Below are 13,563 nucleotides of genomic sequence, written 5' to 3'. Positions count from 1 at the left end.
GGATGTCGACAATTGATCAACCGGCACCAATGCACCGCAACATGCGGCCCACGATGCCCCCTCTGTCCTTTCGCCTGAGATCGTTATCCCTTCGGCGGGTGCCGCTCGCACCACTCTCCAGAGTGTCGTATGCCCGCCACGGTCCTTGTGGCCTGAGAGTTTCCGGGGCGGTTGCTCCTTCGGCACCGGCGCTCTGCCGATTCTCCCATGACGGTTGGCTATAGGTATGCCGCGGCATACCATTCCGTCAAGCGTGCTTGTGTTCGCGTCGCTTCCGGTGTTGTCTGCGGCCTAAATTCGATCGGCAGACCATGATGACCCCTTACTTTTTTGGCTACGGCAGCCTCGTCAACCGCAACACACACGCCTATCCGGATGCGCATCCCGCGCAATTGCAGGGCTGGCGGCGCAGATGGGTGCGCACCCGCCTGCGCGACGTGGTGTTTCTGACGGTGGAGCCTGACCCCTCATGCACCATTGACGGGTTGATCGCTGCCGTGCCGGGCGCCGATTGGGCGGCGCTGGACCTGCGCGAAACCGGCTATGACCGCCAGCCCTCCGGCGGCGCGGTTGCACATCCTTTGGGCCAAGCGCCGCAGATTGCCCATTACAGCGTGACGCCCGACAATCGCGTCGATAGCGGCGATCATTGCATCCTGCGCAGCTACCTTGATGTGGTGGTGCAAGGGTTCCTGCGTGAGTTTGGAGACGCGGGCGTGCAGCGGTTCTTTGACACGACGTCAGGCTGGGAAACGCCCATTCTGGATGATCGCGCCGCACCGATTTATCCGCGGCACCAACCCATATCAGAGGCTGAAACCGCGCTGGTGGATCTGCACCTCAGCCGTCTATCGGCGGGCCTGAAATAGCGCCATCAGACGCCCCTCGCGGCCAAATATCTCTTGCCCTGTCTTGCCCGGTTTGCCGCCCCGCGCGATGCAGCGCAGCGCCAGCACCCAGGCGACGATCCCAAACAGAACACCTGCCAACGATTGCCCGATCAGCACACCTTGCGGGCCCCAGATCATCGCGCCCAGCCAGACCAGCGGGATCAGCGCCAATGCGTTGCGGCCCCAATTGGTGAAGGTCGACAGGAACGGCTGGCCCAGGTTGTTGAACGCCGCATTGGCCACAAACAACACGCCGGGAAAGAAGAACGCCAAGGACAGCGGCCCGCAAAACAGATAGATCAAATCGCGGGTAATGCCTGTGGCCTCAAACAGATTGGCAATCGGCCCGCGCAGGGCAAACAGCACAGCCGAGACAAAGACCGTGACCAAAGCTGTGAACAAGACCGCCGCATTGAAACCGCGCCGCACCCTGTCCATGTTGCCCGCGCCGTAGTTCTGGCCGATGATCGGACCAACCGCCCCCGACAGGGCAAAAACCACGCCGAAGGCCACCGGAATCATCCGGCCGACAATCGCCATGCCCGCCACCGCCTCTTCACCATATCCGGCCATCGCCCGTGTGACATAGGCCTGGCCTACGGGGGTGGCGATCTGTGCAAGAATGGCGGGAAAGGCAATGGCCAGCACCGGCGCAAGGTCGCGGATCATACCAGCCAGACGCGGGCGCACGATGCCCCCATAAATCCGGATCAACGGCAGGATTGCCACCACGGCAATCACCAGCCGCGCCACGAAGGAGGCAATTGCCGCGCCGGTCAGCTCCAGATCCAGCCCGAAGATCAGGATCGGGTCCAGCACCGCATTGACCACGCCGCCCGAGATCGTCGCCATCATCGCCCGCCTCGCATCGCCGTGGGCACGCAGGACCGCACTGCCCATCATGCCAAGGATCAAGAAGGGCACGCTTGGCACCACGATTTGCAGAAAATGCACGCTCAGCTCGGCGGTTTCCCCTGTCGCGCCCAGCAGCGCCACCATCCATTCCAATGACAACCAGAAGATCACCGCAAAGACGATGCTGAACATAAGACCATAGCTCAGCGCGTGGGTGGTGCGTTCCCGCGCCAGTTCGGCATCCCCGGAGCCAAGCGCCCGTGCCACCAATGCCCCAGCAGAAATAGCCAATCCAATCCCGAAGGATGTGGTGAAAAACAAGATCGCACCAGCATAGCCGACGGCGGCAGCCAGTTCCGATTTGCCCAGCATCGAAATGAAGATCATATCAACAAAATCGACGACAAAGACCGCCATCAACCCGATGGAGGCCGTCAACGCCATCACGGCGGTATGGGCAAAGAGATTGCCGGTCAGGAATTTCGCCTGTGCATCAGCCATATGCGGCCGCGCCGCTGATCTGGCCTTGGGCCGGATGTGTGATCCCCGGCCCGCAAATCATTTCCGCGCTTTGACCACTTGCAACAAGGGCATCACGGCGGCCATTTCCGGCCCACTTTCCTGCCCTGTCAGGGCCAGACGCAATGGCCGGAACAGCCCGCGCCCCTTGCGACCGGTGGCCTCTTTGACGGCGGCGGTCCAACTCGACCAGGTGTTTTCGTCAAACGGCATCTCAGGCAGCATCGCCATGGCCTCTTTGATGAAATCCGCGTCGCCCTCTTCGATCACCGGATCAGCGCCATCGCGGAACATCGCCCACCAGCCGTTTAGATCTTTGAGGGTCGAGATGTTCTCGCGGGTGACGGACCAGAACCGGTCCGCTTGATCCGCAGGCACGCCCAACGCGGCAATCTCATCTGCTACGGCCTCAAGCGGCAATTGCTGCAGATAGCGTCCGGTCAGCGGGAAAAGATCCTGCACGTCAAATTTGGTCGGGGCAGAGCCGAAATGATTTATATCAAAGCCCTCGATCAGGCTGTCCATATCCGTGCGCAGTTCCACCGGATCAGACGATCCAAGCCGCGCCATCAGACTGAGCAAGGCATAGGGCTGAATGCCCTGCGCCCGCAGATCACGCAAAGACAAGGTGCCAAGGCGCTTTGACAGCGCTTCACCCTGCGGGCCGGTCAACAGCGAATGGTGGGCAAAACTTGGCACATTGCCCATGCCCAGCGCCTGCATGATCTGGATCTGCGTCGCCGTGTTTGTGACGTGATCAGAGCCGCGCACAACATGGGTCACGCCCATTTCGGTATCATCCACAACACTGGCCAGCGTATACAGGATCTGCCCGTCACCGCGGATCAACACCGGGTCCGACACAGAAGCGGCATCGATAGAGATATCGCCCAGAATGCCATCATTCCACTCGATCCGCTCCTGATCCAGCTTGAAGCGCCACACCCCATCACCGCGTTCGGCACGCAGGGCGTTCTTTTCATCCTCTGACAGTGCCAGCGCCGCGCGGTCATAGACCGGCGGCTTGCCCATGTTCAGTTGTTTCTTGCGCTTGAGATCCAGCTCGGTCGGCGTCTCGAATGCCTCGTAGAACCGGCCCTTGGCCCGCAGATCATCCGCCGCAGCGTGGTACTGATCGAGCCGTTCGGATTGCCGTTCGACCCGGTCCCAATGCAGGCCCAGCCATGTCAGGTCTTCTTTGATTGCATCAACATATTCTTCTTTGCTGCGCTCTGGATCTGTGTCGTCAATCCGCAGGATGAATGTTCCGCCAGCCTTGCGGGCAATCAGATAGTTCATCAGGGCGGTCCGCAGGTTGCCCACATGGATATATCCGGTTGGGGACGGGGCAAAACGGGTAACGGTTTGGCTGGACATTTGGTATTCTCCTATCGCAACGGTCACCTGTCACAGCGCCGCAGAATTGTCCAGTAAACAGCTTAGGTCGGCTGCACTGGCCAATGACCGTTCAGGTCTTGCAGACCGGCGCGGATCAATTCGGCGAGGACATCCGTGTCAGCATCGGCCAGCTTGTTGAGGTAGAGGCAGGATTTGCCTTTGCTGTGTTTGCCCAGCCGCGCCAATATGGGGTCGAAATTGGCATATCCGGGCATGATATAGATCGACAACTTGGCCTTGCGCGGTGCAAAACCGGTGGCAAATGTGCTGCCGCTGCGGCCAGAGGCGTAGGTGTAATCATACCGGCCATACCCCAGCATGCCGCCTTTGTAGAATCGCGGTTGCCAGCCTGTGACTTTGCGAAAGAGCGCATCCAGCTCGGCCGCCTCTGCATGGCGGCGCGGTGGCTCTACGTTTGTCAGAAACTCCGCAACTTCATCCATCGATCGTCCTTGTCGTCCGGGTCAGCCGCCGTCGTTCAGCGCGCCGTTCTCCCAATCTCCACTGGCCTCTTCGCCGGTGGCATAGCGCATGGTGCCCGCGCCCTGCCGTTTGCCGGCCTTGAAGGTACCCTCATAGACATCACCGTTGGCATAGGTCGCTTTGCCCTGACCTTCGATCTCGCCCCGGAACCATTGGCCCTCATAGACAAAACCGCTCGCCATGGTGATGTTGCCGGTGCCGTGGCGTTGGCCCATGTCAAACTCGCCCACATAGATCGTCCCGTCAGGGTAGGTCGCCTTGCCCTGTCCGTGCCGCTGGCCGTCTTTCCATGTGCCCTCATAGCGATAACCATCTGCGTAGGTCATGACGCCCTGTCCGTCGTTCCGGGCATTTTTAAAGCTGCCCTCGTAAACGACGCCATTGGGATAGGTCGCCTTGCCCTGCCCTTCAATCACACCGCCGGCCCAATCCCCTTCGTAGGTGGAACCATCAGGATAGGTGATCTTCCCCTCGCCATCGGCCAGATCATTGCGGAACGACCCAACATATACCGACCCGTCCGGATAGGTGACTGTCCCCTGCCCCTCGATCTGGCCCGCCACCCAGGAGCCGGTGTAAACATAGCCGTCCGCGCCGGTGAAGGTGCCCTGCCCATCGCGGCGGTCGTCCTTGAATGTGCCCTCATAGGTATCACCGTTGGCATAGGTGACCTTGCCGCGGCCCTCGCGGCGGCCACTGACAAGGATGCCTTCGTAAACATCGCCATTGGCTTGGGTCAGCTTGCCAGTGCCATCAATCTGGCCGTCTTTCCATGAGCCCACGTAGATCAGCCCATCGGGCATGGTCAGCGTTCCGGTGCCGTGGCGCTTGCCCTGCCGGATATCACCGTCATAGACCGCACCATCAGGATAGGTGATCGTGCCAACACCGTGTTTGGCCCCGTCCACCCAATCGCCCTTATATTCATAACCGCCTGGGCTTTGCATCACGCCTTTGCCGTGGTGTTTGGCATTGCGGAACTGTCCCTCATAACGCACCCCATTGGCATAAAGCGCAACGCCCTGCCCCATGATCGCGCCAGCCTCCCATTCCCCTTCATAGGTGCCGCCATCGGCAAAGGTGATCTTGCCAAAACCGTCCGGCTTGCCCTTGGCAAAGTTGCCCTCATAGACCGACCCGTTGGGAAAACGGGCCACGCCTTCGCCTTTGATTTCTCCGTCTTCCCAATTGCCGCTGTATTCATAGCCGTTGGGCAATTTGTAGCTGCCTTGCCCGTGCTGCAATCCGCCGCGGAAACTGCCCTCGTAGATCCCGCCATCGTCATATTGTTTGGTCTGGACCTGCCCATCCTGCGCCAAGGCGGGCAAGGGCAACAACGAGAGACAAAGCAACAAGGAACGGAGCGTCATGGACATACCTGCATTTCACGCGAAACTGCGCCGGATCGGTTTGGGTCGCACCCCCTGCGACCTTTGAACGGTAGCCTATGCAATGGGGCCAAAGGGGGCAATCGTCTTTTGTCTGGGTAAGGACGCAAGCGGATTGCGGCCCTCGACCCCCTTGGAAAAGCGGCCTAGGCTACCCCCAGATTCAGGAGATTTCCATGACCGATGACACCCAAACCCAATACACGGGCCGCTGCTATTGCGGCGCATTGCAATATGCCGCCGAGGGCAAGCCGGTTTTCAAGGCGCAATGCCATTGCCGCGAATGTCAGTACTTCTCAGGCGGCGGGCCAAACTATTTCATGATGATGCCCAAAGACGGTCTCCACTGGACCAAAGGCACCCCGAAAGAGTTCACTCGGCCAGATCTGGAAGGCGCCGTCACCAGATGTTTCTGCGGGCAATGCGGAACGCATATTCTCACGAAACTGCCTGCGCGGGATCATGTCGTGCTCAAGGTAGGGACGCTGGATGAACCCTCCCGTTTTGGCGCGGCCAAAGCGGCGATCTACATGGTGGATCAACAACCGTTTCACCTTGTTCCTGAGGGTCTTCCCGCGTTCGAACGGCTGCCTCCGCGCTGATCCGGCGCGGCACTTGGACGCGATTGGGGTTTTCCCCCGGCGTTGATCTGCTACATCACAGGTCAGACGTATTTTTCTATCGAGGCAGCGCATGGCAGACCGGTTTCGCATCACCTTGGGTCAGTTGAACCCGACCGTCGGAGATTTGGCAGGCAATGCCGCGTTGGCCCGCGAGGCATGGCAAGCGGGCAAGGAGGCAGGCGCCGATCTCGTAGCCCTGCCGGAGATGTTCATCACCGGGTACAACGCGCAGGATCTGGTGATGAAACGCGCGTTCCAGCTGGATGTGATGACCCATATTGAGGCATTGGCCGCCGATTGTGCGGATGGCCCCGCATTGGCCATTGGGGCGCCGTGGGCCGAAGGCACCGCGCTGTATAATGCCTATTTGATCCTGAAAGGCGGCAAAATCGCCAGCCGGTCGCTCAAATACAATCTGCCGAACGAGACCGTTTTTGACGAGGTGCGCATCTTTGATGCCGGACCGTTGGGTGGACCATACTCCGTTGGCAACACCCGCATCGGATCACCGATATGCGAGGATGCCTGGCACCCGGATGTGGCCGAAACGCTTGAGGAAACCGGGGCGGAGTTCCTGCTGGTGCCCAATGGATCGCCCTACTATCGCAACAAGATGGAAACCCGCATGAACGTGATGGTCGCGCGGGTGATCGAGACCGGCCTGCCACTGATTTACCTCAATATGATCGGCGGGCAGGACGATCAGGTCTTTGATGGTGCATCCTTTGCCCTGAACCCCGGCGGAAAACTGGCCATGCAACTGCCCGCGTTTGAACGGCAGATCACCCATGTCGATCTGGAACGCACCCCAGAAGGCTGGCGCGTGGTGCAGCAGGATCTGGCGCATTTGCCCGATGCCTGGGAGCAAGATTACCGCGTGATGGTGCTGGGCCTGCGCGATTACATGCGCAAAACCGGGTTCAAGAAGGTGCTGTTGGGTCTGTCAGGCGGCATCGACAGCGCCATTGTTGCCACCATCGCAGTGGACGCACTTGGCGCAGACAACGTGCGCTGTGTGATGCTGCCGTCCGAATACACATCACAAGCATCGCTCGATGATGCCGAAGCGGTCGCCAAGGCTTTGGGCTGCCGTTACGATTACGTGCCAATCTCCGAAGGCCGCGCCGCGATAACCAATACGCTTGCCCCGTTGTTCGAAGGGTATGAGCCCGGTTTGACCGAGGAAAACATCCAATCGCGTCTGCGTGGATTGTTGTTGATGGCGATGTCCAACAAATTTGGTGAAATGCTGTTGACCACCGGCAACAAGTCTGAGGTTGCGGTTGGCTATGCCACGATCTACGGCGATATGTCGGGGGGCTATAACCCGATCAAGGACATGTACAAAACCCGCGTGTTTGAGACCTGCCGCTGGCGCAATGCCAATTACCGCGACTGGATGATGGGGCCGGAAGGCGAGATGATCCCGGACCGGATCATCACCAAGCCGCCCACCGCCGAATTGCGCGAGGATCAAAAAGACAGCGACAGCCTGCCGGATTATCCAGTGCTGGACGCGATCCTGAATATTCTGGTGGATCAGGACGGCTCGATCGAGGATTGTGTTGCGGCCGGATTCGACCGCGATATCGCAAAGAAGGTCGAACATCTGATCTATATTTCCGAATACAAACGGTTCCAGTCCGCCCCCGGTCCGCGTCTGACCAAAGGGGCGTTTTGGCTGGATCGGCGCTACCCGATTGTGAACCGCTGGCGCGATCCGAGCTAGGGCGATGACGCCGCCGATCCTTGTGCAGACCCGGCGCAGCAGATCTCTGATGATCGCCGGCTCCTTTGCGGTGTTGGCGGTGTTCTGTTTGGGCTTTTTCGGTCTGGCCCTGACACGCGCCGCCCCGCTGGACGCATTGCCTTTTGTCACGTTCGCAGTAGGGGCCGGTTGTGCCGCGTTGACGTTCTACTTTGTCGGTGTTGCCCTGCGTGCGCCTATGGCGCTGCGCATGGATCAAAATGGCATCTCTGGCTATTACGCCGAACCGGCAGAATGGGTGGAGATCAAGGACATCGGCGTGATCACCGGCCAGAAGGGGCATCGGTTTTTAGGCTTTGCCCTGCATGACCCCATCGCCTTTCGGGACCGGCAAACCGCTTGGCGGCGGCTGACCTCATGGTCCAACGGGCGCAGCAGCGGCTATCATATCGTTATTCCTGAGCTGATCCTGAAAGACCGATCCGTGGATGATCTGGCGGCAGAGGCCAATGCCCTGCGCAAGGCGGCAGTGCACGGGGATGTGAATTGAGCCTAGGCGCGGGGCGTTGCACTCTGCCCCTCATGCGTATTCTTGCCCTGCTTTTGAGCCTCCTTGCGACCCCGGCCCTTGCCTGCGGACCCGACAGTGATTGCCGCATCGGTGAACGGTCCTATCGGATCTCCATGCCGCAGGATCACGCGGGCACCGGCCCCGTCGGCGCGTTGATCTGGGCGCACGGCTATCGCGGCAGCGCCGCCGGGGTGATGCGCAACCGCGCCTTGCGGCGGATGGCATCGGAGGCCGGATTGGCCCTGATCGCGGCGCAGGGTGTGAATGGTTCTTGGAACCTGCCCAACGGGCCGCGCACCATGGACAGCACCGGCGCGGCAGAATTTGCCTATTTCGATGCGGTCCTCGCCGATGCCACCAACCGTTTCGACATCGATCCGTCCCGCGTTGTGGCCAGCGGCTTCAGCGCGGGCGGCATGATGGTGTGGTATCTGGCCTGCCTGCACCCGCAGCCCTTCGCCGCCTTTGTCCCGTTTTCCGGCACCTACTGGAAGGAACCGCCCGCAAATTGCACCGCACCGGCCCGCAGCATTTTGCACATCCACGGCGATGCAGATCGGACAGTCCCCTTGAATGGCCGCCCCATTGGCGAGACACATCAGGGCCGGGTTATGGATGCGCTGTCCCAATACCGCGAGTTTGGAGGTTTCGGGAATCCCGCGCAAAGCAAGCCGCTGAACCTGTCCTGTAAGACCCGCAAGAACGCATCCGGCAATATTCTGGAATATTGCCTGTTTCCGGGCGGGCATTCGTTTAGCACCAGGCACCTTGGCTATGCATTGAAGCGGCTGAAGGCCGAAGGCCAGCTCTAGACCGGGCCAAAAGCATCCCGAAATGCGGCCTCACCTTTGGGCGAGAACCGGACCACCCGTGTACCGTCTTCGCGTTGTGCCCAGCCGAGGGTCTGCATCTGCGCCAGAATGGCCCGTCCGACACTGCCCGCCAGATGGGTTTGCCGCGCACTCCAATCCAGACAGGACCGGCAGAGCGGGGTTTTGCTGCGTTTGAGCGCGGCCAGATCAACACCGAATTCTGTCAAGAACACTTCACCTTTTGGGGTGAGGCTCACCGACTCTCCGGTTTCATGCAGCATCCCGCGCGCCAATAAACCCTGATAGAGCGCGATGCCCTTCTCGCCCGCCAAGTGGCTGTAGCAAACCCGCGCCTCGCGCAGCGCCGCATCGCGGGGGCCGGTGCGGGTGCGCAGATGCCCAGCGCCGGCCGCCAATCCCATCAGCGCCTCAAGCGCATGGGCCACATCGTCATTGCCAAGCGTGAAATACTTGTGCCGCCCGGATTTGCGGCACTGGATCATCTCCGCCGCCTCCAGTTTGGACAAATGGGCGCTGGCGGTTTGCACGGTCACGCCCGCCTCTCCGGCCAGTTCGGTCGCGGTCAGGGCCTTGCCCGCCATCAGCGCGGTCAGGATATTGGCGCGGGCCGGATCACCGATCAGCGCCGCAATGCGGGATATGTCTGGGCCGTCTTTCATACTTCGACCATAGCCGAAGCATTGCCGCCGATCAATCCGCTAGAACCGGGCCAGCAACAAGGAGACACCCATGCTGACCTGCATCATCAAATACCACATCGATCCCACCAAGAAAGCCGCCTTCGAACAATACGCCCGCAACTGGGGTCAGGCGATCCCGCGCTGCGGCGCCGATCTGATCGGTTATTACGCCCCTCACGAAGGGTCCAGCACCCTTGCCTATGGCATCTATAACATCCCGGATCTGGCCGCTTATGAGGCCTATCGCGCCCGGTTGGCCGCAGATCCGCTGGGCCGCGAGAATTATGAGTTTGCCCAATCCGAAAAGTTCCTCTTGCGCGAGGACCGGACCTTTCTCAAGCTGGTGTCCACACCGCATGGAGCGCAAAAATGATCGCTGTAATATTCGAAGTGATGCCGCACCCGGACCGCAAAGACGATTACCTCGACCTTGCCGCTGAGATGAAACCGCTGGTCGATCAGGTGGACGGGTTTATCTCTGTCGAAAGGTTTCAAAGTCTGACCAACCCGGACAAGTTGTTGTCCCTGTCATTCTTCCGCGATGAAGAAGCCGTGCAAAACTGGCGCAAACTGGCAGCCCATCGCAAGGCGCAGGCCAGGGGGCGGGCGAGTATTTTTACCGATTATCATCTGCGCATCGCCCATGTGATCCGCGATTATGGCCTGTCCGACCGCGACGAGGCACCGGACGACAGCCGCGCCAGCCACGGCTGATCCTGCGCTGCATTGTGACCGGCCCGTGTTTCACGCTAAACAGGGGCCGGATCACAACCAAAGGAGCCCTGCAGCATGGGCAAGGTATTTGTCACCGACCGCGAACTGCGATTTGGCGATTGCGATATTTCGGGCACCGCCTATTTCCCCTCCTACCTCAATCTTCTGAACGGCGTGAACGAGGAATACTGGGCGCACATCGGCTATCCTTGGCATGAAATCATCTGGAAAGAGCGCTGGGGCACACCCACGGTTCACCTGACCTGCGATTTCTCGATCCCATCGCTGTTTGGCCAAACCCTGACGTTTGAACTGCGGGTTGTGCGCGTCGGACGGTCCTCTGTAACCCTCAAGCACGAGATCAGCTGCAAGGGCGAAAAACGTTGGAACAGCACACAGGTTCTCGCGGCCTCTGATCTGGACAAACATACCTCCGTGCCCTGGCCGGCCCCTGTCAAGGCAACGCTGGACGATTGGCTGATCACGGACGGGGAAGCCTAGGGGCAGGATCCTGGCTTAAACCACTTCGCCTGCGTCCAATCGTTTAAGCCATTCGCCTGCATCTTTCAAAACGGTTTCGCGCCGGTCACCATCCATCCGATCCCATGTGCGGTACATATTGCCCATCCGCGCATTGTCTTTGAACCTGTCCCGGTGCCGGTCCAGAAAATGCCAATACAGCAGGTTGAAAGGGCAGGCTCCCTCTCCCGTCTTCACACTGACCTTGTAGTCGCAACCTTTGCAGTAGTTCGACATCCGGTTGATATACGCCCCGGATGACACATAGGGCTTGGAGGCAATGACCCCACCATCGGCAAATTGGCTCATCCCGATGGTGTTGGGTGCCTCGACCCATTCAAACGCATCGGCGTAAACCTCCAGATACCATTCATGCACCTGCGCGGGGTCCACTCCGGCCAGAAGGGCAAAATTGCCCGTCACCATGAGCCGCTGAATGTGATGGGCATAGGCACTGGTCTGGGTCTGGCGCACCGCATGGGCCACACAGTTCATTTTTGTTTCCGCGCCCCAGTAGAAGTCAGGCAGATCCCGATTATGACCCAAGGCATTCCGGGTGACATAGTCTGGCCCTTCGAGAAAATAGATGCCCCGCACATATTCGCGCCAGCCGATGATCTGGCGGATGAACCCCTCGGCAGCGTTGATCGGCACGTCACCGTCCTGCCAAGCCTGTTCCGCCGCCCGGCAAATCTCGAGCGGACCCAGCAAACCGATATTCAGATATGGCGACAGTACCGCATGATAGAGGGTCTCATGTTCCTCCAACATGGCATCCTGATAGTCTCCGAATTTAGGCAGCGCATGGGTGACGAAGTGATCCAAAGCCTTCAGTGCCTGCGCTCGCGTGGTCGCAAATTCGAAGGGATAAAGATCACCAAAATGGTCGGCAAACCGTGCCTCTACCAGTTCGAGCACCTCTTTGGTGAGCGCGTCGGGCTCAAACCGCAACGGCCCGTCGTAATCCACGTCGTCCGGTGCAGGTTTGCGGTTGTCGTGATCATAGTTCCACTGCCCGCCAGCGGGGTCATCGCCTTCCATCAGCAAACCGGTTTTGCGCCGCATCTCGCGATAGAAATACTCCATCCGCAAAGCTTTGCGCCCCTCGGCCCAGTCCTCGAATTCGGCATGTGACGCAAGAAACCGGTCATCGGGCAGCATCCGCACCTTGATCGGCGCATACTTCAGCTTTTCGATCAGCCGCCATTCTCCCGGCTCGGTGCAGACCACCTCTTGCGCCCCGGTCTCTTCCGCCCGGCGCAGCAGCTCTCCGACGATGGAGCCGGCATTGTGCGTATCGTCCAGCCGGGTATAGCGCAGATCCCAGCCGCCCCCTTCCAACTGATGTGCAAACTGGCGCATCGCAGCAAAGACCAGCGCGATTTTCTTGGGGTGATGACGCACATAGCCGGCCTCGTCCGCAACCTCGGCCATCACCACGATATCGCTGTCCTTGTCCGCCTCTGCCAAAGCGCTGAGCCCCTCGGACAATTGATCCCCAAGCACCAAGATCAACCGGCTCACCACGGCACCTCTGCGCCCGACCAATCAAAAAACCCACCCGTTTGCGAAGGGGTCAGCCCATCCATCACACCCAGCAGATTCTGTGCCGCTTCCTCCGCTGGTACTGCGGGATGGCGGCCCAGATAGGCTTCGGTAAACGGCGTGGCCACGGTGCCTGGATGCAGCGCCACGCAGATGCTCTGCGGATGGCTGCGGGACAATTCGATCGCTGCCGTATGTACAATCTGGTTCACCGCCGCCTTGGCACTGCGATAGCTGATCCAACCCCCCAAACGGTTGTCGCCAATCGACCCCACCCGCGCCGACAAGACCGCAAAAACCGCCTGGCGGTCCTTGGGCAGCAACTTATGCGCCTGTGCCAATACCAGCGCCGGACCAACCGCATTGAGCGCAAATTGATCCATTATCGCGTCCTTGCGCACCGCACGAATGGTCTTTTCCGGCGCCGCGCCGCCAATCTCCAACGCGCCGCTGGCGACAATCACCTGATCAAACGGCCCCGCCAGCCGCCCCAAATGATGCGCAACGCTGACAGGGTCCGTCACATCGAACCCGTCGCCGGACCGCGACAGGCCCACCACACGATCCCCGCGTGCCTGATGTGCCTGCACCAGTGCCGAACCGATCCCGCCGCTGGACCCAATGATCAAAACATCTCTCATATCCCGGAACTAGCGGTGCAAAGACGCGGATCAATCTTTCATTTGACCAAATAACTCAGCCACCCCCGCGCCACGCTCGCAACAACAAAGATCATTCACCCCCTTTCCATTTGCAAATGCACCGGTATAACTACGCCCCATGACACACGCCGCCCATATCCCAACCCTGCCGCGCCCCTGCGCGGCCATGCTGCGT

At 60.0% G+C, this 13,563-nt stretch carries 15 protein-coding genes and 1 riboswitch; of the genes, 8 read left to right on the top strand and 7 right to left on the bottom strand.

What is annotated here, in order from left to right:
• Window positions 1-129: 129 nt before the first annotated feature.
• A riboswitch (glycine riboswitch) is annotated at window positions 130-218 on the bottom strand.
• 93 nt (window positions 219-311) lie between these two features.
• Entirely contained in the window at window positions 312-869 is a 558-nt protein-coding gene (locus JNX03_RS15590; protein ID WP_203209919.1) for a gamma-glutamylcyclotransferase family protein, read from the top strand.
• Here the strand turns inward: JNX03_RS15590 and JNX03_RS15585 are convergent.
• The 4 genes from JNX03_RS15585 to JNX03_RS15570 form a co-directional block, all read right to left on the bottom strand.
• On the bottom strand, window positions 849-2,246 hold the full coding sequence (locus tag JNX03_RS15585; RefSeq protein WP_203209918.1) for an MATE family efflux transporter: 1,398 nt from the start codon (window positions 2,244-2,246) through the stop codon (window positions 849-851). The two genes, JNX03_RS15590 and JNX03_RS15585, sit on opposite strands and share 21 nt — an antisense overlap.
• A 57-nt stretch (window positions 2,247-2,303) precedes the next feature.
• Window positions 2,304-3,641 carry a glutamate--tRNA ligase gene (gene gltX / locus JNX03_RS15580; RefSeq protein WP_203209917.1) on the bottom strand — a complete coding sequence of 446 codons (1,338 nt, stop codon included), beginning with the start codon at window positions 3,639-3,641 and terminating at the stop codon, window positions 2,304-2,306.
• Window positions 3,642-3,703: 62 nt separating this feature from the next.
• Window positions 3,704-4,105 carry a DUF1801 domain-containing protein gene (locus JNX03_RS15575; RefSeq protein WP_203209916.1) on the bottom strand — a complete coding sequence of 134 codons (402 nt, stop codon included), beginning with the start codon at window positions 4,103-4,105 and terminating at the stop codon, window positions 3,704-3,706.
• 21 nt (window positions 4,106-4,126) lie between these two features.
• A complete protein-coding gene (locus tag JNX03_RS15570; protein ID WP_203209915.1) occupies window positions 4,127-5,515 on the bottom strand; it encodes an MORN repeat-containing protein in 1,389 nt (462 codons plus the stop codon).
• A gap of 194 nt (window positions 5,516-5,709) precedes the next feature.
• On the opposite strand from JNX03_RS15570, the gene JNX03_RS15565 reads away from it, so the two are divergent.
• From JNX03_RS15565 to JNX03_RS15550, 4 genes are all read left to right on the top strand, one after another.
• The gene (locus JNX03_RS15565; protein ID WP_203209914.1) at window positions 5,710-6,135 is read left to right on the top strand and encodes a GFA family protein; all 426 of its coding nucleotides are present in this window, start codon (window positions 5,710-5,712) and stop codon (window positions 6,133-6,135) included.
• A 91-nt stretch (window positions 6,136-6,226) separates the two neighbouring features.
• Window positions 6,227-7,885, top strand: a complete 1,659-nt coding sequence (locus JNX03_RS15560) for an NAD+ synthase (protein ID WP_203209913.1) — start codon at window positions 6,227-6,229, stop codon at window positions 7,883-7,885.
• A gap of 49 nt (window positions 7,886-7,934) precedes the next feature.
• The gene (locus JNX03_RS15555; RefSeq protein WP_203240807.1) at window positions 7,935-8,414 is read left to right on the top strand and encodes a hypothetical protein; all 480 of its coding nucleotides are present in this window, start codon (window positions 7,935-7,937) and stop codon (window positions 8,412-8,414) included.
• A gap of 32 nt (window positions 8,415-8,446) precedes the next feature.
• Window positions 8,447-9,247, top strand: a complete 801-nt coding sequence (locus JNX03_RS15550; RefSeq protein ID WP_203209911.1) for an alpha/beta hydrolase family esterase — start codon at window positions 8,447-8,449, stop codon at window positions 9,245-9,247.
• On the opposite strand, the gene JNX03_RS15545 is transcribed toward JNX03_RS15550, so the two are convergent.
• Entirely contained in the window at window positions 9,244-9,927 is a 684-nt protein-coding gene (locus JNX03_RS15545) for an ArsR/SmtB family transcription factor (protein ID WP_203209910.1), read from the bottom strand. The genes JNX03_RS15550 and JNX03_RS15545 overlap by 4 nt on opposite strands.
• A gap of 70 nt (window positions 9,928-9,997) precedes the next feature.
• On the opposite strand from JNX03_RS15545, the gene JNX03_RS15540 reads away from it, so the two are divergent.
• The 3 genes from JNX03_RS15540 to JNX03_RS15530 all read left to right on the top strand — a co-directional run bounded on the left by JNX03_RS15540 (window position 9,998) and on the right by JNX03_RS15530 (window position 11,163).
• The gene (locus JNX03_RS15540) at window positions 9,998-10,321 is read left to right on the top strand and encodes an NIPSNAP family protein (protein WP_203209909.1); all 324 of its coding nucleotides are present in this window, start codon (window positions 9,998-10,000) and stop codon (window positions 10,319-10,321) included.
• Window positions 10,318-10,662, top strand: coding sequence for an antibiotic biosynthesis monooxygenase family protein (locus JNX03_RS15535; RefSeq protein WP_203209908.1), 345 nt, complete (start codon window positions 10,318-10,320; stop codon window positions 10,660-10,662). The genes JNX03_RS15540 and JNX03_RS15535 overlap by 4 nt, the downstream gene beginning before the upstream one ends.
• 75 nt (window positions 10,663-10,737) lie before the next feature.
• Window positions 10,738-11,163: an acyl-CoA thioesterase gene (locus JNX03_RS15530; protein WP_203209907.1), complete on the top strand. Its 426-nt coding sequence runs from the start codon at window positions 10,738-10,740 to the stop codon at window positions 11,161-11,163.
• 15 nt (window positions 11,164-11,178) lie between these two features.
• Here the strand turns inward: JNX03_RS15530 and JNX03_RS15525 are convergent, their stop codons facing one another.
• Both JNX03_RS15525 and JNX03_RS15520 read right to left on the bottom strand, forming a co-directional pair.
• Window positions 11,179-12,708, bottom strand: coding sequence for a cryptochrome/photolyase family protein (locus JNX03_RS15525; RefSeq protein ID WP_203212266.1), 1,530 nt, complete (start codon window positions 12,706-12,708; stop codon window positions 11,179-11,181).
• Window positions 12,702-13,367 (bottom strand): SDR family NAD(P)-dependent oxidoreductase, encoded by a 666-nt coding sequence (locus tag JNX03_RS15520; RefSeq protein WP_203209906.1) that lies wholly within the window; start codon window positions 13,365-13,367, stop codon window positions 12,702-12,704. Before JNX03_RS15520 ends, JNX03_RS15525 begins: the two co-directional genes overlap by 7 nt.
• Between the last annotated feature and the right edge of the window lie 196 nt (window positions 13,368-13,563).

This window comes from Sulfitobacter mediterraneus, assembly GCF_016801775.1.
In the GTDB taxonomy this organism is placed as follows: Bacteria; Pseudomonadota; Alphaproteobacteria; order Rhodobacterales; family Rhodobacteraceae; genus Sulfitobacter; species Sulfitobacter mediterraneus_A.
Note: the sequence above shows the minus strand (reverse complement) of the source record. Positions and strands in the feature narration are given on the sequence as shown.